This window comes from Novosphingobium sp. BL-52-GroH (genome assembly GCF_044813085.1).
Taxonomy (GTDB): domain Bacteria; phylum Pseudomonadota; class Alphaproteobacteria; order Sphingomonadales; family Sphingomonadaceae; genus Novosphingobium.
This window is the reverse complement of sequence record NZ_CP171152.1, coordinates 2,835,235-2,855,272: the sequence shown is the minus strand read 5'-3', so window position 1 is coordinate 2,855,272 and position 20,038 is coordinate 2,835,235. Positions and strand designations below refer to the sequence as shown.

General features: G+C 69.8%; 16 protein-coding genes. 8 read left to right on the top strand and 8 right to left on the bottom strand.

Annotated features, from left to right (window positions below):
- Positions 1–204 precede the first annotated feature (204 nt).
- Complete coding sequence (locus tag ACFFDA_RS26485) at positions 205–1,128, bottom strand: ROK family protein (RefSeq protein ID WP_404480243.1); 924 nt, start codon at positions 1,126–1,128, stop codon at positions 205–207.
- A 5-nt stretch (positions 1,129–1,133) separates the two neighbouring features.
- A complete protein-coding gene (locus tag ACFFDA_RS26480; protein WP_404480242.1) occupies positions 1,134–2,294 on the bottom strand; it encodes a glycoside hydrolase family 68 protein in 1,161 nt (386 codons plus the stop codon).
- Positions 2,295–2,463: 169 nt separating this feature from the next.
- Between ACFFDA_RS26480 and ACFFDA_RS26475 the strand changes: the two genes are divergently transcribed.
- The 6 genes from ACFFDA_RS26475 to msrA all read left to right on the top strand — a co-directional run bounded on the left by ACFFDA_RS26475 (position 2,464) and on the right by msrA (position 9,353).
- On the top strand, positions 2,464–2,589 hold the full coding sequence (locus ACFFDA_RS26475) for a hypothetical protein (protein WP_404480241.1): 126 nt from the start codon (positions 2,464–2,466) through the stop codon (positions 2,587–2,589).
- A 48-nt stretch (positions 2,590–2,637) separates the two neighbouring features.
- A complete protein-coding gene (locus tag ACFFDA_RS26470) occupies positions 2,638–3,978 on the top strand; it encodes an MFS transporter (protein ID WP_404480240.1) in 1,341 nt (446 codons plus the stop codon).
- 46 nt (positions 3,979–4,024) lie between these two features.
- A complete protein-coding gene (locus ACFFDA_RS26465; RefSeq protein ID WP_404480239.1) occupies positions 4,025–5,089 on the top strand; it encodes a LacI family DNA-binding transcriptional regulator in 1,065 nt (354 codons plus the stop codon).
- 129 nt (positions 5,090–5,218) lie between these two features.
- Positions 5,219–6,925 (top strand): Hsp70 family protein, encoded by a 1,707-nt coding sequence (locus ACFFDA_RS26460; protein ID WP_404480238.1) that lies wholly within the window; start codon positions 5,219–5,221, stop codon positions 6,923–6,925.
- Positions 6,922–8,598 carry a hypothetical protein gene (locus ACFFDA_RS26455; protein ID WP_404480237.1) on the top strand — a complete coding sequence of 559 codons (1,677 nt, stop codon included), beginning with the start codon at positions 6,922–6,924 and terminating at the stop codon, positions 8,596–8,598. Before ACFFDA_RS26460 ends, ACFFDA_RS26455 begins: the two co-directional genes overlap by 4 nt.
- 83 nt (positions 8,599–8,681) lie before the next feature.
- Complete coding sequence (msrA, locus tag ACFFDA_RS26450; RefSeq protein WP_404480236.1) at positions 8,682–9,353, top strand: peptide-methionine (S)-S-oxide reductase MsrA; 672 nt, start codon at positions 8,682–8,684, stop codon at positions 9,351–9,353.
- A gap of 111 nt (positions 9,354–9,464) precedes the next feature.
- On the opposite strand, the gene ACFFDA_RS26445 is transcribed toward msrA, so the two are convergent.
- Together ACFFDA_RS26445 and ACFFDA_RS26440 are read right to left on the bottom strand one after the other, a co-directional pair.
- Positions 9,465–10,643, bottom strand: coding sequence for an NAD(P)/FAD-dependent oxidoreductase (locus tag ACFFDA_RS26445; protein WP_404480235.1), 1,179 nt, complete (start codon positions 10,641–10,643; stop codon positions 9,465–9,467).
- Positions 10,640–12,262, bottom strand: coding sequence for an NAD(P)/FAD-dependent oxidoreductase (locus tag ACFFDA_RS26440; protein WP_404480234.1), 1,623 nt, complete (start codon positions 12,260–12,262; stop codon positions 10,640–10,642). The genes ACFFDA_RS26445 and ACFFDA_RS26440 overlap by 4 nt, the downstream gene beginning before the upstream one ends.
- Positions 12,263–12,434: 172 nt before the next feature.
- On the opposite strand from ACFFDA_RS26440, the gene ACFFDA_RS26435 reads away from it, so the two are divergent.
- The gene (locus ACFFDA_RS26435; RefSeq protein ID WP_404480233.1) at positions 12,435–13,064 is read left to right on the top strand and encodes a hypothetical protein; all 630 of its coding nucleotides are present in this window, start codon (positions 12,435–12,437) and stop codon (positions 13,062–13,064) included.
- A gap of 34 nt (positions 13,065–13,098) precedes the next feature.
- Here ACFFDA_RS26435 and ACFFDA_RS26430 read toward each other — a convergent pair whose 3' ends face one another.
- From ACFFDA_RS26430 to ACFFDA_RS26415, 4 genes are all read right to left on the bottom strand, one after another.
- Positions 13,099–14,049, bottom strand: a complete 951-nt coding sequence (locus ACFFDA_RS26430) for a winged helix DNA-binding protein (protein WP_404480232.1) — start codon at positions 14,047–14,049, stop codon at positions 13,099–13,101.
- Between the two features lie 89 nt (positions 14,050–14,138).
- Positions 14,139–15,155: a ferrochelatase gene (gene hemH, locus ACFFDA_RS26425; protein ID WP_404480231.1), complete on the bottom strand. Its 1,017-nt coding sequence runs from the start codon at positions 15,153–15,155 to the stop codon at positions 14,139–14,141.
- Positions 15,155–17,452 (bottom strand): molybdopterin cofactor-binding domain-containing protein, encoded by a 2,298-nt coding sequence (locus tag ACFFDA_RS26420; protein ID WP_404480230.1) that lies wholly within the window; start codon positions 17,450–17,452, stop codon positions 15,155–15,157. Before ACFFDA_RS26420 ends, hemH begins: the two co-directional genes overlap by 1 nt.
- Before the next feature lie 43 nt (positions 17,453–17,495).
- Positions 17,496–18,527 (bottom strand): P-loop NTPase, encoded by a 1,032-nt coding sequence (locus ACFFDA_RS26415; RefSeq protein WP_404480229.1) that lies wholly within the window; start codon positions 18,525–18,527, stop codon positions 17,496–17,498.
- A 307-nt stretch (positions 18,528–18,834) separates the two neighbouring features.
- Between ACFFDA_RS26415 and hflK the strand changes: the two genes are divergently transcribed.
- The gene (hflK, locus tag ACFFDA_RS26410; protein WP_404482887.1) at positions 18,835–20,028 is read left to right on the top strand and encodes a protease modulator HflK; all 1,194 of its coding nucleotides are present in this window, start codon (positions 18,835–18,837) and stop codon (positions 20,026–20,028) included.
- The last annotated feature ends 10 nt before the right edge of the window (positions 20,029–20,038 follow it).

Genomic DNA, 20,038 nt, shown 5'->3' with positions numbered 1-20,038 from the left:
AATTTACCCTGCATCGGACACGACCATGACAACCGTGCTGCGCGCCCTTGCGTTGCGACCCGAAGGGACGGCGTTTGCCTCACGAATTTGCGAGCCTAGTAACACGATTCCCTCACGACGCAATATTCGTTCAATCGTGCGCAAGTTATTTCAGGAGCGCCGGCCATGGCCACGCGGCCCGCTTCGGGGAGCGAGGCGGAAGCCTCAGGCCTCTGCGGCGATCGCCCGGGCCGCGGCGGTGCGGTCTTCCAGCGCACGGGCGGCGAGGACGAGCGCGCCCATCGGACCGGCATCGTCGCCGAGCAGCGGTGCCACGATCAGCCGAGCGAGCCTTTCGCGCGTGCATTCGCGCAAGTAGCCGCCGAGCAGCGCGGGCACGCGTGCGATCGCCATCGGCAGGAGGTGCGGTTGTCGGTTCGATACGCCGCCGCCCACCACGATCCGTTGCGGCGACACGGTCAGGATCAGCATCGCGAACAGTTCCGCAAGGTCCTGCGCCACGGGCTGCCAGGCGGGATCGTCGGGATCGACGCGCGAAGGATGCGTGCCCAGTCGCGCGGCGAGGCCCGGACCGGCGACGAGGCCCTCGATACAGTCGCCATGGAACGCACAGCCCCCCTCGAACCTGTCGCCGGCGGCGCGGCGCAGGCGTACGTGGCCGATCTCGGGATGGAGCAGGCCGTGCGCCGGCTCGCCTGCGATCAGGATGCCGCCACCGATGCCGGTGCCGATGGTGAGGTAGACCATGCTCTCGCAGCCTTGCGCGGCACCGAAGCGATGCTCGGCCAGCGCGGCGCCGTTGACGTCGGTGTCGATCGCCACCGGGCAGCACAGCGCGGCGTGGACCGGCCCGGCCACGGCCGCGCCGCTCCACCCGGGCTTGGGCGTGTCGAGCATGAAGCCATGGTCCGCCGCCTCGCGCGAGACGCGGACCGGGCCGAAGCTGGCGATGCCCACGGCGTCGACCGGCTTGTCGTCGCGCCACCCCCGGATCGCCTCGATGGCGCGGTCCAGCGTCGCGGTGGGGTCGGTGGTGGGGAACTCCATCCGCTCGTCGATGCGGCCCGGCTGGCCGAGCACGACCACCGTCTTGGTTCCGCCCAGTTCGATGCCTGCCAGCTTGTGCATGTCACTCACCCGTCCTTGAGCGTGGCGCTATCGCCCTCCAGACGCAACTTCAGGAAGGGGGCGAAAGTTCCGCCGAAATGCGCACGTCCGGGCGGCTTCTCGCACGCGGTGGCATCGTCGATGCCCCAGTAGTCGACGAAGCTGGTGACGGACAAATCCGGGAGAACCCACCAGCTATAGGCCTGGAACGGCTCCGTGGCGGGATTGGCGAAAACCAGTCCGTGCCCGTTGAGCAGGCTCCAGGGGCCTTCGATACGCTCGGCCACGGCGCCGTAGAGGCCCGTCGGCGCGGCAATGCCGGGCGCGAAGACGTTGGCCTGGGTCGACCAGAACAAATACAGCAGCCCTGCGTGGGCGACGACGTGCGGGCGCTCCAGTTCGTTGTTGACCCCCGATGCGTCGATCAGCGGCGGCAGCTTCTCGAACTCGCCCACGTCGCCGCGGCCGCGCCGGGCGCAGCCGATGACGCCGTTGTAGCGGCCCAGATCACGCGCGGAGGACGCCGTGAACAGGAGATATTCCTCGCCCGCCGGCGTGCGCCACGTCGCGGGATCGCGGAAGGCCTTGATCTTGCCGATCTCGCCTGTGCCGTCGTGGCGGCTCATGTAGATAAGGTCGACCGGGACCGTCAGTTCGACCGGGTCCGACCAGCCGGTGAAGGCCCCGCCCTCCCCCGTTTCTCCCCCTTCCGCAAGCCGCGTGGTCGAGGCGAAGAGGCGCTGCTGGAAGGTGGGCTCCGCCTCACCCCGCGTACCGGCGGCCGTGAAGTAGAGCGTGACCAGCTCATCCCCGTAGTGCGCCGAGCCCGACCATTCGCGGCTGCCGGGCGTGAAGTCGTCGGGAAACGTGGCGCCCAGGGGATCGAACCGCCCGTCGATGCGATGGAAATGGTGGATGCGCGCCTTGCCGTGGCGAGCTTCGGGATCGTCGCAAGCCGGGGCAGCGAGCGCGAACCACAGCTCGCCGCCGCGCCAGCGAACCGGCATGCCCCGCCCGCAAGCCAGCGGCCAGGCATCCCACACGTCGAGATCCGCCGCGATCCGGCGCACGTCGCAGCGGCCGAGGACGGGCGCCTGTGGCACTGGCCGGTCCGCCAGCATCGCCAGGTCCGTTGCCGCCCATCGCAGCGTGACGGGGCATTCGGGAAGTTCGGAAGCGAGATTCATCGGCCCATCTCCTACAAACGATTGTATGAGATGGAAATGAAAAACATGCAAGGACGGGAAAGTCACTATACGTATCGTTACTGAGGAAATTTTCCGTTCTCTAATAAAAATGAACCATGATTGTCTGATGACGCGATACCTTAAAGAAACGCACAGGAAACCGATGCGCTTGACCGGTATCGCATGGAACGTTGCGAGGCCCAGGAAAATCGCCGCCGCCGCCGTGCCGCAGGCGTTTCTCGAGGCACTGCAATCGATTATTATCAAACATATGCTGTCGACACCGCTATTTTAGCGTTAAGGCCTGTCCCAACCGCAGGATTCGACAGGAATTTCGAAGGAAATGTCGATCGGCACGTCGAGCAGGCCGGACCCCAGACTGTCGCTGCTGCGCATCTTCGAGATGAACATCGGCTTCTTCGGACTGCAGTTCAGCTTCGGACTGCAGCAGGCGAACATGGGGCCTATCTACGCCTACCTCGGCGCGAGCGAGGCGATGATCCCCCTGCTCTGGCTGGCAGGCCCGGTGACGGGGCTTGTCGTCCAGCCGCTGGTGGGTGCGATGAGCGACCGCACGCTCTCGCCGCTCGGACGGCGCACGCCCTACTTCCTCGTGGGGGCGGTTCTGTGCTCGCTGGCGCTGCTGCTGATGCCCCATTCCTCCGCGCTGTGGATGGCGGCGGGCCTGCTGTGGATGCTCGATGCCGGCAACAACGTGACCATGGAACCCTACCGCGCCTACGTCGCCGATCGCCTGGCGCCCGACCAGCGCACCGTCGGGTTTCTGACCCAGAGCGCCTTCACGGGCCTGGCGCATACGCTGTCGTACCTGGCGCCGTCGCTGTTCGCGGCCCTGGTGGACCGTCACCTGCTGGGCGCCAACGGCGTGCCGGAGATCGTGCGGCTGGCCTTCGTCGTCGGCGCGGTGCTGTCGATCTCCAGTATTCTCTATTCGATGACCCGCGTGCCCGAACTGCCGCTCACGCCCGGGCAGCGCGCCGCGATCGCCGCCGCGCCGCTCACCTGGCGCGGCACCTTGGGCGAAATCCGCTCCGCCATCGCCGAGATGCCGCGCCCGATGCGCCAGCTCGCCCTGGCGATGGCGTGCCAGTGGTACGCGATGATGGTCTACTGGCAGTACATCGCCTTCGCCCTCTCGCGCTCGCTCTACGGCACGTCCGACGCCTCTTCGGACGCCTTCCGCGACGCGGCGCTGACGGCGCAGCGGCTGGGCGCGGTCCACAACACGGTCGCCTTCGCCGCCGCCCTCCTGCTGATCCCGGTGGTACGCCGGCTCGGCGCGCGCTCGGTCCATGCCGGGTGCCTCGCCGCCTCGGGACTTGCGATGACGGCGATCCCGTCGACCGCCTCGCTGCCGCTGCTCGTGGCACTGATGGCGGGGATCGGCCTGGGCTGGGCCGGCATGATGGGCAACACCTACGTCATGCTCGCCGATTCGATCCCGCCGGCGCGCAACGGCATCTACATGGGGATATTCAACCTCTTCATCGTCATCCCGATGCTGTTCGAGAACCTGACCCTGCCGCTGCTCTACCGGTCGGTGCTCGGCGGAGACGCACGCAATGCGCTGGTGCTTGCCGGAATACTCATGCTGGCGGGCGCCCTCGCCACGCTGTTCGTCGATGCCGGTCGTCGGCCGGACCGAAACTCGACTGCTAACTGAACAAGTTACTTCCGGCGCGGCAATCCCGGTGATAAGGCTCGCGCCCATGGCGGCAGGGACGGGTGAGAACACGGGTAGCAGCGATGGCACGGACACGTCCGGGCCATCCGTAGAGGTACGTACCCTCGCCGACCTTGCACGCGTGGCCGGGGTTTCCGCCGGCACCGTGTCGCGGGCGCTGGCGGGCAAGTCCCTCGTCAACACCGAGACGCGCGAGCGCATCCAGGCGCTGGCCCGGCAATACGGTTTCCGCCCCAACCAGATGGCCAGCAAGCTGCGTTCGCGGCGCACCGGCGTGATCGGCGTGGTGATCCCGCTTGGCCACGAGAAGCGGCAGAGCATCTCCGACCCGTTCTTCCTCACCCTGCTCGGCCATCTGGCGGACCAGCTGACGGAAAGCGGATACGACCTCATGCTCAGCCGGGCGATTCCCGACGGCACGTCCGACTGGCTGGAGCGCATCACCGGTTCGGGCATGGTCGACGGGGTGCTGGTGATCGGCCAGTCCGACCAGTCCGACGTGATCGACCGGGTCGCGGCGCATTATCGCCCGCTCGTCGTCTGGGGCAACTACCGCCAGGGTCAGGCCCATTGCGTCGTCGGCACCGACAACGAGATCGGTGGCCGGCTCGCGGCCGAGCACCTGATCGCATCGGGCGCGCGGCGACTGGCGTTCCTGGGCGACACGACCGGCATCGAGATCGCCATGCGCCATCGCGGTGCGGCCATGGCGGCGAAGGAGGGCGGCCTTCCCCTGGCGCACATTCCCGTCAATCTCGCGACCACCGAGATGGGACCGCAGATCAAGGCGGCATTGGCCATGCACGTCGACTACGACGGCTTCGTCTGCGCCTCCGACCTCATCGCCATGTCGGCTCTGCGCGTGCTCTACGAGACCGATCGCGCGGTGCCCGACGACACCCAGATCGTCGGTTTCGACGACCTGCCGCTGGCCGCGCAGACGATGCCCCCGCTCACCACCATCCGTCAGGAGATTGCCGAGGGTGCGCGGGTCATGGTGGAGAAGCTGAAAGCGCGGATCGAGGGCGAGGACACCTCCAGCCTGGCGATGCCGCCCAGCCTCATCGTGCGCCGTACCACGCGCGGGTAAGAGCGGACATTGCCGCGGGACAGACGGCCACTTCGCCCTTTACCCCCCGCCCGCGATGCCGCTACTCACGCCATAGGCCCCGGCGAAATCGAGGAAGATCGTGGTTCTGAAGTACCCCGGCAAGGTCCCATGCTGATCGGCATCGACCTTGGCACCACCAACAGCGCGGTCGCCATCTGGCAGAACGGCGAGGCCCGGCTGGTCCCCAATGCCCTGGGCGAACTGCTGACCCCGTCCGCCGTCGGCATCGCGAAGGACGGCCAGGTCTGGATCGGCACGCCCGCGCTCGACCGCATGGCCGGCCACCCGCAGGACACCGCCACCAGCTTCAAGCGCCTGATGGGGACCCAGCGCACCGCGCGGCTGGCGGCCCGGGACTACAAGCCCGAGGACGTCTCCGCGATCGTCCTGGAAGCCCTAGTCCGCGACGTTGAGGCACTGACCGGCGAGAAGCCGACCGAAGCCGTCATCACCGTTCCCGCCTATTTCAACGACCGCCAGCGCAAGGCCACTCGCCGTGCCGGGGAACTCGCCGGGCTGTCGGTAAGCCGCCTCATCAACGAGCCGACCGCCGCGGCGCTCGCCTTCGGCCTGCAGGACAAGGGCGACCGCGAGCCGTTCCTCGTCTTCGACCTGGGCGGCGGCACGTTCGACGTCTCGGTGGTCGAGATGTTCGACGGCATCGTCGAGGTCCGCGCCTCGGCGGGCGACAATCGCCTGGGCGGCGACGACTTCGACGATGCGCTCGCCGCCTTGGTCAAGCCGCGCCTCGATCCCGAGGGCATGCTGGCGCAGATCCCGGACGAACGCCGCCAGGCCCTGCTCAAGCGCGCCGCCGAACGCTGTCGCCGTGCCCTGAGCACTGCCGGGGAAGCGGAGTTCGTGCTGACGATCGGCGAAACCCGCCTCGCCGCCACCGTCACCGAAGCCGAGTTCGAGGCCGCCGCCGAGCCCCTGGTGCGCCGCCTGCGCGAGCCGGTCGTGCGCGCCCTGCGCGACTGCGCGATCGATGCCGCCGAGCTGTCCGAGATCGTCCTCGTGGGCGGCGCGACGCGGATGCCGGTGGTGCGCAAGGCGATCACCCGCCTGTTCGGCCGCTTCCCCAACTCCTCGGTCCATCCCGACCACGCGGTCGCGCTGGGCGCCTCGATCCAGGCCGGCCTCGTCGGCCGCGACGCGGCGCTCGACGAGATCCGCATCACCGACGTCTGCCCCTTCACGCTCGGCGTCGAAGTGGCCGAGCAGGACCGCTACGGCGGCCTCCAGCGCGGCCTTTTCTCGCCGATCATCGAGCGCAACACCCCGGTGCCGGTCAGCCGCGTCAACAGCTACTCGACGATGGGCGACGGCCAGAAGCAGATCGAATTCGCCATCTACCAGGGTGAGGCCCGCGAGGTGTCTGGCAACGTCAAGCTGGGCCAGATCGCAGTGCCGGTGCCGCCGCGCCCCGCCGGCGAGGTCAGCGCGGAGGTGCGCTTTTCCTACGACAGCTCCGGCCTGCTCGAAGTCGACGTGCACGTCCCCCTCAGCGGCGAGAGCCACAACCTCGTCATCGTCGACGAGGAGGACCGGCCGGACAGGAAGGACATCGAGAAGCGCCGCGCCGCGCTCGCCAGGCTCAAGCATCATCCCCGCGAAGAGGCCGGCAACGTCGCCCTGATGGCCCGCGCCGAGCGCGCCTACGAAGACCATATCGGCGAATTGCGCCAGATGATCGGCCATTGGATCACCGAATACGCAGGGGCCCTCGACACCCAGGACCCGCGCCGCATCGCCGACGCGCGCGACTTCCTGGCGACCCGGCTCGACGAGGTCGAAAGCGCCAGTCCGCTGTGAGCGGCTATCCCTGGTCGACGCTGGGCATCGCGCCCACGGGTGATGCCCGGGCGATCCGCAGCGCCTATGCCGCGCGTATCAAGGCCATGGACCTCGACGCCGACGTCGAAGGCTATGCCGAGCTACGCGGCGCCCGCGACCTAGCGCTGCGGCTGGCGAAGACCATGGACCTGCCCTCGGCGGAGCCCGAACCCGCCGCTGCACCAGTGCCCGCCTCGCCCGCGCAGTGGCCGCACGCCCCCGCGACCCTTGCCGGCGAGTGGCACGGCGATCCCGCGCTATCCGCCCGGCTGGGGGAGGATTGCGGCGACAGGATGGGCCGCGTCTCTCCGGACTTCTCGGTTACCGGCGTCGGCACCGGCGAAGCCATCGCCCCCAGCACCGTGGACCCTTTCGCCGTGCCGCTGCTGCAAGGGCACGGCACGGCCTCGGTGGCGATCCGGGGAACCCCGATATCGCCGTTCGCCCGGCTCGCCGCGATGCTCGACCCGGCCGGCGCCCCGGGCCTCGCGCCGATGGACGAGGCGGAGGAAGCGCAGGCGCTCACCCTGCTCGCGGCCGTGCTCGACGTGGTCCATGCCTCCGACCTCGCGCGGCAGGACGAGATCGAGGACTGGCTGGCGAGCGTCCTCGCCGACGCCTGGCCCCGCAGCGCGCCGCTGCTCGACGAAGTGGACGCCGCCTTCGCGTGGAACCGCGAATGGGGCAAGGTCGATGCCCGCCCCGCGATCGAGTACCTGGGCGCGCGCCTGCGCGGCTATCGCTTCCAGCGCAAGGTGCGCGAGAAGGGCCACCGCTACCACAAGGCCTGGGCCGAACTGAGCCGCCCGGGCAGCGCCGGCCCGCTGCGCTTCCTGCGCGCGGGCGGCAGCGACGTGCGTGGCCTGCTCGCCGGCATCCGCAAGCATTTCCCCGAAGTCGAGGACCATCTCGACGCCACCCGCATCGCCTCGTGGGAGAAAGGCAGCGCGTGGTCGACCGGCGCCATCGTGTTCTTCGGGCTGGTGCTGATGGGCATCCTCCTGAGCCTCGGTGATCCCAAGGGCTTCGATCCCGCGGCGCGCTCGCAGACGATCGCCGCCACGATCGCCGAAGCGTTCGGCCCGGGCCACGAGATCAACTGGCTCAAGCGGCTCCAGCCCGACCTTGCCTCCAAGCTTTCGGACGCCATCGAGATCGCCCCCGACGGCAGGATCGACCGGCAGGGCAGCATCGAGAGCGGGGTGGCGCTGGTCCGGTCGCGCACCTATCTCGACGGCCGGCAGCTCGAAGGGCAGGATTTCGAGACCACCATGCGCCTGCGCCTCGCGCTGCTCAAGGCGGCGCAAGCCGATGGCGTCGCCGCGTGCCGCGCGATGATGACGCTCGCATCGCCCCCGCCCTCCACGCCGGTGCCCCCGCAAGTGCGCGACGCCGAACGGCGCTTCGCCGCAAGCCTGGTCGAACGGGGGCTGCTCGAGGCACCCGACAAGCTCGACGGGAGTTCCGCCAAAGTGCCGGGCGAACTCGTGCGCAAGGTGGTCGAGGCGACCAAGCTTGGCACCGACGACGTCGCGCAGGCGATGCAGGGCAGGGGCACCGACGCCAACCGCTGCGCCGCGACGGTCGCGCTGCTCCAGGCGACGCTGGAGTGGCAGGGCGAAGGGCGCCGCGCTATCCTGCTGACGTTGTAGCCCTCCGCCGCCGCTGCGGCCCTGAGCGGCGTCTGGTAAAGGGGCTCTGCATCCCCATATCCGGGGAAACCGGAGAGTCCCTCATGCCGATCCGCCCCCTGCCCCTGCTTGCCGCCACCGCTGCGCTTGGCCTGTGCGCCGCCGGCCTCGCCTCGTGGGTCGACACCCCCGCCAGCGCGGCTGCGTTCCCGGCACCTCCGGCCGAAAAGGCCGTTCCCAAGGGGGATCAGGTCGCAGTGCTGGCGGGCGGCTGCTTCTGGGGGATCGAGGGACTGTTCGAGCATGTCCGCGGGGTCAGGTCAGTAACGGCGGGCTACGCCGGCGGCACCCGCGCCGACGCCACCTATCGCGCGGTTTCCAGCGAACGGACCGGCCATGCCGAGGCGGTGCGCATCGTCTACGATCCTTCGCAGGTCAGCTATGGCACGCTGCTCAAGGTGTTCTTCTCGGTCGCGCACGACCCCACGCAAGTCGACCGCCAGTTTCCCGACACCGGCCCCAGCTACCGCTCGGCGGTGTTCCCCCAGAACCCCGGCCAGCGCCAGGTCGCCGCCGCCTACATCGCCGCACTGGGCCAGGCGCGGGTCTTTGCAAGACCCGTCGCGACGAAGATCGAGACCGGAGCGTTCTACCCTGCGGAGAGCTATCACCAGGACTTCCTGCGCCGCAATCCGACCAACAGCTACATCCGCCGCTACGACGCGCCCAAGCTGGCGGCGCTGCGGTCGAGTTGGCCGGCGCTGTACCGGAACTGACGCCGTCCAGCCGCCGTCGTCCCGGGCTTGATCCGGGACCGTGGGCAAGGCCCGCTTACGTCGCCTCGAAAGTACCCCACGGCCCCGGGTCGAGCCCGGGACGACGGGGCATCAGATCGACAAGCCGGCAGCCCTCGCGCTCGCCCAGGCCCACTGGAAGTTGTAGCCGCCCAGCCAGCCGGTTACGTCCACCGCCTCGCCGATCGCATAGAGGCCGGGCGCCTTGCGCGATTCCATGGTCTTCGACGACAGTTCCGCTGTGTCTATGCCGCCCGCGGTGACTTCGGCCTTGGCGTAGCCCTCGGAGCCGTCCGGCAGGAACGGCCAGCGCGCCAGCCGCGCTTCGGCGGCAGCCAGCGCCTTGTCGGACAGGTTGCCGATCTCGCCCTCGAGCCCGAGCCGCGCCGCCAGCGCATCGGCCAGCCGCTCGGGCAGGCCATCGCCCATGGCCTTGCGGAACGACAGGCGCGGACGTTCGCGCTTCACGGCCTTGAGCCAGCCTTGCGGGCGGTCCGGCACGAACTGCGCGCTCACCGTGTCGCCGCGCTTCCAGTAACTCGATATCTGCAGGATCGCAGGGCCCGAGAGGCCGCGATGGGTGAACAGCGCCGCCTCGCGGAAGGCGGCCTTGCCACCGTCGATGCGTGCGACGATCTCGGTGGAGACGCCCGAAAGCTCGCGGAACAGCGCCTCCTCTCCGGGCAGCGTCAGCGGCACCAGCGCCGGGCGCGGTTGCACCACCTTGAGGCCGAACTTGCGCGCGAGGTCGTAGGCGAAGCCGGTCGCGCCCATCTTGGGGATGGACGGCCCGCCGGTCGCGATCACGAGGACCGGGGCGCTGGCACAATGGCTTCCGTAGTCGACGCGGTAGCGCCCGTCGGCATGCTCGACAGCCCCGGTCGCATCGCCGCAGCGGACGGTCACACTACCCTTTGCGCATTCCTCCAGCAGCATGGCGACGACCTGCTTCGCCGAACCGTCGCAGAACAACTGGCCCAGCGTCTTCTCGTGCCAGGCTATGCCGTAGGCCTCGATCAGGGCGATGAAATCGGCGGGAGTGTAGCGACTGAGCGCCGACTTGGCGAAGTGCGCGTTGCCGGCGATGTAGCGGTCGGGAGCCGTGTGCAGGTTGGTGAAGTTGCACCGCCCGCCGCCCGAGATCAGGATCTTCTTTCCCGCCTCGCCCGCATGGTCGAGCAGCAGCACCCGCTTGCCGCGCTGGCCGGCGGTGGCGGCGCAGAACAGGCCCGCCGCGCCGGCGCCCAGGACGATCGCGTCGTAGTCGGTCATGCCGGCACCAGTTCCAGCGCCAGCGCCTCGGCCACGCGGATGCCGTCGACAGCGGCCGAGAGGATGCCGCCGGCATAGCCCGCCCCCTCGCCCGCCGGGTAGAGCCCCCGAGTATTGACGCTGTGGAAGTCGCGCCCGCGCGTGAAACGCACCGGCGAGGACGTGCGCGTCTCCACCCCGGTCATGACGACATCGGGGTGGTCGTAACCGGGCACCTGGCGGCCGAACACCGGCAGCGCCTCGCGGATCGCCTCGACCGCGAAGTCGGGCAGGCATTCCTGCAGGTCGGTGAGATGGACGCCCGGCTGGTAGCTCGGGTTCACTGCGCCCAGTTCGGTGGACGGCCGGCCGGCGAGGAAATCGCCCAGCTTCTGCGCCGGCGCCTTGTAGTTCGAACCGCCCGCCACGAAAGCCAGCTTCTCCAGCCGGCGTTGCAGCGCGATGCCGGCGAGAGGGTGGCCGGGGAAGTCGCGCTCGGGCGTGATGTCGACGACGAGGCCGGAGTTGGCGTTGAACTCGGCGCGCGAATACTGGCTCATGCCGTTGGTGACGACGCCGCCCTCCTCGCTGGACGAGGCCACCACGCGGCCGCCCGGGCACATGCAGAAGGAATAGACGGTGCGCCCGTTGCCGGCCTTGTACGAGGTCGAATAGGCCGCCGCGCCCAGGATCGGGTTGCCGGCGCAGGGACCGAAGCGAGCCTTGTCGATCCAGCTTTGCGGATGCTCGATGCGCACTCCGATCGCGAAAGGCTTGGCCTCCACGTAGACGCCCCGCGCGTGCAGCACTTCGAAGGTATCGCGCGCCGAATGGCCCACGGCCATGATGACGTGGCTGGTTTCGAGGAACTCGCCGCTGGATAGCTGCAGCCCCCTGAGGCGCCGCGCGCCGGCCGCGTCCTGGTCGATGACGAAATCGTCCACCCGCGTGTCGAAGCGGTATTCGCCGCCCAACGCCTCGATCGTCTCGCGCATGGACATGACCATGGTGACGAGGCGGAACGTGCCGATGTGCGGGTGCGCCTCGGTGAGGATGTCCTCGGGCGCGCCGGCCTTCACGAACTCGGTCAGGACCTTGCGCCCCAGGTGCCGGGGGTCCTTGATGCGGCTGTAGAGCTTGCCGTCGGAAAACGTCCCCGCCCCGCCCTCGCCGAACTGGACGTTGCTTTCCGGGTTCAGTTCCGAGCGGCGCCACAGGCCCCAGGTATCCTTGGTCCGCTCGCGCACCGCCTTGCCACGCTCGATGATGATCGGCCGCAGGCCCATCTGGGCCAGCACCAGCGCGGCGAGCAGCCCGCAGGGGCCGGCACCGATCACGACCGGCCGAGGCCCGGCATAGCCCTCGGGCGCGCGGGTGACGAACTTGTACGAGGTGTCCGGCGCCCTGCGCACATGCGGATCGTCGGCGAAACGGGCCAGCACGCCGTCCTCGTCGCGCACCGTGACGTCGAGTGCATAGATCAGCTTGATCGCGTGCTTGCGGCGCGCGTCGTTGCCGCGGCGCACCACCGTCACGCGCTCGAGATCGGCGGGCGCAAGGGCCAGCCGCTCGCAAACCGCCGAGTCGAGCTGGGCGGGGGTATGGTCGAGAGGCAGGGCGAGGTCGGTCAGGCGAAGCATCCGCGCGCCTTTATACGCTCGCGCGCCCGAGCGCCATCGCCGCCTTGCGCACGGGCCCGGCTTGAGCGGCTCGGAGCCACGCGGCCGAATCTGCTCCCCAAGTCGCTGCACCAGGTGGCGGCCGAGGCCTCCGTGCATAACCTGGCCTACCTCACCGAATCGCAGCCGGCCCGTGCGCAAGGCGGCGGTGGTGCGCCGGGCACAACTGGCCGACTACCGCGACTTGTGTTTCTTCCACCAGTCGCTGTTCGTGCGGCCCGGCCGCAAGCCCCTGCGCACGCCCGACTGGGACATGCTGGGAGCACTGCTGGCGGGCGTACCGGCCGGCCTGCGCCGCACTGGCCGGAGCGAATTTACGATCGGCGATGGCGACTTCGAGGTGGGCGACGATACCCTCGCCGATTTTCTCGAAGCGCTCGTCAGGCATGCCCCGGCGCGACTGCCGCTGGCACCGTTCGCGGCCTCGCCGTTTCATTGCGAGGCGATCTTGCGACTGGTCGACCGCGGTATCGTCGAATTGCATTCGCTGCCGTTCCCGGGCGCGCTGGAACCGGGTGAACGTCCACGCGCCAATGCCCTCGTGCGGGCCATGATCGGGCGCGGCGAGACACGGCTGTTCACGCTCGACCACCGCGCCATCGCCATCAGCGAGGAGGGGCCGCGCCGGTTCCTGTCCCTCCTGGACGGCAGCCGCGACCGCGCCGAACTGGCGGCGGAATGGGAAGCGTCCGGCTTTTCGGTGCAGACCGACGTGGATACGGCGCTGCGCCAACTGGCCCGGGCGGGGCTGCTTTCGGAATGACGGGCCGGCGCCACTTCCACTGGATGGGACCAGACTACACAGGAAGCGGGGCAGTCAGGACGATTTCGGTGAAGTAGCGAGCCATGGCCATGGCGGCCTTGTCGCTCAGTTCGATGAAGGCACGGCGGCGGTCGACCTCGTCGTTGACGCGCACGAAAAGGCCGGCCTCCACCAACTGGCCGATCCAGCGCAGCGCGGTCGTGGGCGGAACCGAGGCGGCGATGCACAGCGAGGTGACCGAGACCTGCTTGCCCTCGATCCGCGACGCGGTGAGATCGAGCAGCATGTCCCAGGCGGGATCGGCGAACAGATCGCCGTCTAGGAAACGGGCGCGCAACTGGCGCTGGCGGATGATCCGGCGGACCAGCTTGGCATCGGGAAGCCGGGTCTCCGCGTGCGGCGCCAGGGGGGACGGAGCGGGGACTTCGACAGGGGAAAACCGCGGGTCGAGGCGGTCTATGCGGCCGGCGATCTGCCCGACCTGTTCGCTCAGGCGCAGGAGCATGAGGCGGTCGTCTTCGGAAAGTTCGCGCAGGCGGCCGGACGGGAAGCCCGCCAGCACCTGCCCCAGAGCGATGACCCGTTCGGCACGGTCCGGGGCGACCAGCAGGACCGGACGCGACTGGTCCATGCAGGCGAAGACGTCTTCCAGCGCATCGACGCTGGTCGAGACGATCAGCCGAAGCTCCCCCTGCCCGGCCCGCATGTCGAGTCGGGCCAGTGCCGCCAGTGCGGCGGCATCGACTTGCGGACAGTCGACCAGCACGACATCCCCCAGCGACTTTTCCCTGCCGTCTGCCAGGTCCGCCAGCGCACCTGCCGTCCTGACCGTGAGCCCGGCGGCCTGCGCATCCTCGCGCAACGTGGCGCGCAAGTGAGCGCGATCGGCGTAGATCGACAGCACGACCGGCCTGTCGGCGCCCGACTTTCTTTCCGGCGTGGGTCCGTAGCCGAAATCGGGCTGGATGAAATCCGTCTCGCGCATCGGTTCCGACTCCCTGTCCTTGTTGGAACATAATCGGAACAAATCCAACCGGCGTCAAGAAACCCCGCGGTTAAAAGGCTGCAAGCCGGTCAGGTGGGCCACCAGCCCGACAGTTCGCGGCGGACCAGCGTTTCGAGCATCGCCAGGCCTGGGGCACGGTCGTTGAGGCAGGCGAGGACCGCGAGGCGTTCGCCGCCGGCGGCCTCGAACACCTCGCGCGCGCGGATGGCAAGTTCCTCCAGCGTTTCGACGCAATCCGCCGAGAAGCCCGGCGCGGCGATGGCGATGCGGCGGGTGCCGGCTTTCGCCTCGGCCTCGAGCGTGGCTTCGGTGGCGGGTTCGAGCCATTTGGCGCGACCGAAGCGGGACTGGAAGCTGGTCTCGATCCGGAGGCCGGGAAGCCGGGCGGCGAGGCGCTCGGACAGCAGGCGCGAGGTCTTGCGGCAGTGGCAGTGGTAGGGGTCGCCCAGTTCGAGCGTGCGCTGGGGCATGCCGTGATAGGACAGCAGCAGCAGGTCCGGCGGGAAGTCCAGCGCCTCCACTTGCGCGGCGAGGTCGTCCTCCAGCGCGCCGATATATGCCGCATCGTCATGATAGGGCGGCAAGGTCCGCAGCGCGGGTTGCCAGCGCATCCGCCCCAGAGCGGCGCCCAGGCTGTCCATGACCGAGGCGGTCGTGGCGCCGGAGTACTGCGGGTAGAGCGGGGCGACGAGGATGCGCTCGCATCCGGCGTCCTTCATGGCCTGCAGGCGCGAAGGGATCGACGGGTTGCCGTAGCGCATTCCCCAGTCGACAAGCACGCCTTCGCCCAGCAGCCCCTGAAGGCCGCGCGCCTGAGCCGCCGTGATCGCCGCGAGCGGCGAGCCTTCGCTCGTCCAGACCTGAGCATAGGCGTGAGCGGATTTTGCCGGACGGGTGCGCAGGATGATGCCGTGGAGGATCGGCTTCCAGGCGATGGCGGGAATTTCCACCACGCGCGGATCGGACAGGAACTCGGCCAGATAGCGACGCACCGCCGCCGGCGTCGGCGCATCCGGGGTGCCGAGGTTGACCAGCAGGACGCCGACTTTGCCGGTGGCGACCTCGGGATGACTTGCAGACAGCATCACAATTCCTCGCCGAAAAAGGGCAGGCGGCGCAGGCGAAGACCCGTCGCCGAATAGAGCGCATTGGCGACGGCCGGGGCGACGGCGGCGACGCCCAGTTCGCCGGGGTCGGCGGGATCGGCCTTGCTCTCGACGAACTCGACCTCGATCGTGGGACAGTCCGCCAGCGTCGGCAGGCCCATGGCGGCAAGGCTCTCGCCGTCGGGGCGGCCGCCTTCGTAGCGCACCGCGCAGCCAAGCGCGAGGCCGAGGCCAAAGACCAGGCCGCCCTCGATCTGCTGGCGCGCGATGTCCAGGTTGACGATACGGCCAATGTCGACGACGGCGCTCAGGCGGTCGACGCGCACGCCGCCATCGGCCTTTGCCGCGTCGCGCCGGGCACTGGCGACGACGGCGATGCGGCCTCCGCTCTGCCCGCCCCCGCTCTCTCCGGCCCCGATGACGTGGCAGGCAATGCCCTGGCCGCTGGCGTCGCCCCCGCCGCCCCATTGCGACAGCGCGGCGACGCGTTGCAGGCACTCGGCCAGGCGCGGGTCCCGGCCGAGCATCGCCATGCGATAGGAGAGAGGTTCGCGGCCGGCCTTGTGGGCCAGTTCGTCGACGAAGCTCTCGTTGAAGAAGGCAGTCCAGGCGTGGGCATTGCCCCGCATCCGGGCCGTGGGCAGGCCGATGCGCACGGGGACATGGTCGACCACCAAGCTGGGGATCGCATAGGCCGGCACCGCACCTTCCAGCGCCATCGGGTCCGGCCCGCCCGCCGCGGCGGCGATGGCATCGAAGGGGGTGTCGCCCTCGAACAGGCGGCGGCCGAATTCGCGGGCGGTGGCGGGAACGGCGACGCGCGCGCGCCAGCCGGCGATGGCGCCTTCGGTATCGACCCGCGCGCCCATGACGGCGACCACCGGAGTGCGCGGGAGGCCGGCGCGGAACTCCTCGCGGCGGTCCCAGGTGAGTTGCACGGGCTTGCCGATGGCCTTGGCGATCACCGCCGCCTCCACCGCCTGGCCGAATTCGAGCCGGCGGTCGAAGCTGCCGCCGATCGCCATCGGATAGAGCACGACGTCCACGACATCGAGGCCGACGGCACGGGCGGCGGCCTCGCGAGTGGCCTCGGGGACTTGCGTGCCGGCCCAGAGTTCGAGGCGCCCGTCGCGCAGGCGCGCTGCGGCAGCGGCGGTCTCGATCGTGGCGTGGACGGCAGGGGCGACTTCGTAGCGGAGCTGCACCGGCAGGCCGCCCTGCACAACGCCCATGTCGCCCTGCCGGTGCAGCGTATGGGCAGTGCCCATGTGCATGGCCTCGTCCATCGCGGCGTCCACCGCATTGGTGTCGGTGCCCGCGGCTACCTTGAAGCGCGGGGCCATCCGCGTGAGAGCCTGCTCGGCCGTCCAGCTATCGGTGGCGACGGCAGCAACCCAATCTCCACCCCTGACCACCCCGAGGTAGCCGCGCATGGCCTTGGCCGCCGTCTCGTCCAGCCCGGAGAGCGACGCGGCCATGCCGATCGGCGCGTGGCGGATCGCGGCAAAGACCATGTCGGGCAGGCGCACGTCGCCGGCGAACGTCCACGAACCGTCCACCTTGGAAGGCAGGTCGAGACGGGGATAGCGCAGCGGCGCACCCGGCGGGTACTCGCCGGGACGCTCGGCCATCGGCTCGGCACGCAGCGGCGGCGGGGACGGCGGGGAAAAGGCTGCGGCCTCCTGCGCCAGCGCGCCGAAGGGCAGGCGCTTGGACTCATGCCTGACGAAGCCCGCGATCGCCTCGCATTCCTCCCAGGCGACGTTCCAGCGCGCGGCGGCGGCCTGCATCAGCATCGCCCGCGCGCAGGCCGCCGCCGCGCGCGCCGGGGCCTCGTAGGCGGCGAGCGCCGTGCCGTCGGCAGTGGCGTTGAAGCGGCGCCCCTGTGCCCAGCGGCGCGTCGCCAGATCGTCGGGCCCGTCTGCCAGCGAGGGGGCCAGCGGCATCCACAGCGGCGCCCACTTCGCCGCCAGTGCGAGATTGGCATAGAGCGCGCTGACCGGCGCGGGCTCCACCGCGACCTTCCGCCAGTCGGCGCCCAGTTCGTGCGCGACGACTTGCGGGATCAAGGTGGTGACGCCCTGCCCCATCTCCACTTGCGGCACGGCGACGGTGACGACGCCGTCGGCGCCGATGGTGATCCAGGCGTCGAAGGCGAACTCGCCCTTGCCGGGCTCCAGGGGCAGTGGATAGCTGCGCGGACGCAACAGGAAGCCGAGCGTCAACCCGCCGCCGGCCAGCGCGCCGATCAGCACCTTGCGCCGGGTGACGGTCATGAGATCACCCCCATGCCGGATGCCGCCCGAACCTATCCATCCCCTAGGCCGCCTCGTCCAGCCACCCAGCGACCTGCCGGGCGAGCGTTGTGAACGCCTCGGCCTGCGGGCTGTCGCCGGCGGCGGTGGGGGTCCCGGCATCGCCCTCGCGGCGGATCGTGATGTGGAGCGGGATGCGGCCGAGGAACGGAACGTCCATCTCCTTCGCCGCAGCTTCGGCGCCGCCGGAGCCGAACGGGTCGCTCACCTCGCCGCAGTGGGGGCAGGCGTAGCCGGCCATGTTCTCGACCACGCCGACCACCGGCACGCCGCCCTTGGCGAACATGTCGAGCGCACGCGCGGCGTCCATCAGCGCGAGGTCCTGGGGGGTGGAGACGATCACCGCCCCCGCCGGCCGGAAGCGCTGGAGCATGGTGAGCTGGATGTCGCCGGTGCCGGGCGGCAGGTCGACCACCAGCAACTCCGCCCCGTCCCAGTGCGCCTCGAGCAACTGGACCAGCGCGCCCGAGATCTTGGGTCCGCGCCACGCTATCGCCTGCCCGGCTTTCGACAGATGCGCCATCGAGAGCACTGGCACGCCCCAAGCGCTCTGGAGCGGCACCAGCCGCCCCTCGTGGGCGACCGCGCGCTTGTCCTCGGTGCCGAGCAGCCGAGCTTGCGAGGGTCCGTAGATATCCGCATCGACGAGACCGACCTTGCGCCCCATGCGGGCCAGCGCGATCGCGAGGTTCGCGGCCAGCGTCGACTTGCCGACCCCGCCCTTGCCGGAGCCCACCGCGAGGATGCGCGGACCGGCCGGAGCGGGCGCGGCTGCAACGGGAGCTGCGGCGGGAGCTGCGGCGGGGGCAGCCTTGTCCGCCATCATCGCCACACGCACTTCCGAGACGCCCGGTGCGGGTTCCAGCGCCGCCTTGACTGCCGCCTCCAGCCCGTCGCGCGCGGCCGGCGCAAGGCCGCTGGCGTCGAGGACCAGGATCGCCCTGCCCTCGACGAGCCGCAGCGACTGCAGGCGGTCCGCAGCTTCGATGGGCAGCAGCGCCTTCAATTCGTCGCTCGTTCCTGCACCGCTCGTCACTCGCGTCTCCGCAACAATAATAAACATTCGCCATTTTCCGCGACAGCGGGGCCCCGCCTCCCGGCATCGCGTTTCGATGCGGCGGGAGACGAGCCCCCGCGTTCGCAGGGAGGACGAGAAGGAATTCGGGCAGCACCGTGGCGCCATCCCGTCGCCGCTCAGGTGGAGTACCCGAGGAAAAAGGGCAAGAGAGGCACTGTTATTTGGCCGGAGGGTTCTTATAGATAGCCTCATGAAAGCATTCGGTGGTGCAGGAACGCGCAGCGGCGTGTCGGGGGAAGACGCAAGGGTCGACGGCGTGTCGGCGATGGCCGGCCGCAGCCCCTGGGGCGGCGGCAAGGACGGCGACGGCCCCTCCGACGAGGACGGCGAAGCGGTCGGCGGCGGCGATCCGTCGCCCGGACGCGAGCCCGAAGCCAAGGACGGCGGCAAGGACGGGGAGCGCCGCGGCCCGCGCAATCCCTGGCTGCCCAGCGGCGATGCCCTTCCGCCGCGCCGCTCCGCCGGCATCGAGGACATCTTCCGCAATCGCGACCAGCGCCGCCCCGGCGGCGGTGGCGGCCCGCGCGGGCCGGCAGGCGGCTTCCCCAATTTTCCGCGCCGGCCCGACGGCAAGTCGTGGCTGCCGCTCGGGATCGGCGCGGCGCTCGTGGTCCTGCTCGGCTTGTCGAGCGTCCACATGCTCGGCCCCAAGGAACAGGGCGTTGTCACCACCCTGGGCAAGTATTCGCGCACCGTCGATTCCGGCGTCTCGGTGACCCTGCCCTGGCCGATCGAGCAGGTCCAGGTGGCCGACGTGCGTTCGTTCTCGGTGGACATGATCCCCGACAACGAGAACGAGAAGCTGATGCTGACGAGCGACAAGAGCCTCGTCGACCTCAGCTACCTCGTGCGGTGGAACATCAAGGACCTCAAGAACTACACCTTCCGCCTGACCGACCCCAAGGAGACGGTCCGCGAAGTGGCCGAGGCGGCGATGCGCGCCTCGATCGCGCAGGTTTCCCTGAGCGATGCCCTCTCCGGTGCCGGCCGTGCCCAGGTCGAGCAGGACGTGCGCAACCGCATGCAGGTCATCCTAGACTTCTACCGTGCCGGCATCTCGATCCAGGGGGTGGAGATCAAGAAGGCCGATCCGCCGGCCAAGACCAAGTCCGCGTTCGACCAGGTCAACGTCGCCCAGCAGGAATCCGAGCGTGACCGCTCCGAAGCCCGTGCCTGGGCCCAGCAGGTCATCGCCCGCGCCCAGGGCGACGCGTCGGCATTCGACAAGGTCTACGAGCAGTACAAGCTCGCTCCCGAGGTCACCAAGCGCCGCATGTACTACGAGACGATGGAACGCGTGATCCGCGACAACGACACGGTCGTCGCCGAAAAGGGCGTGACGCCCTACCTGCCGCTCGCCGAATTCAAGCGCCGTGCTCCCGCCGCGGACGTCGGCGCGCCCGTGGGCGTAGACCCCGGCACCTCTGTGACCGCTCCGACAGCGCGGGGTGGCCAGTGATGGGCAACGC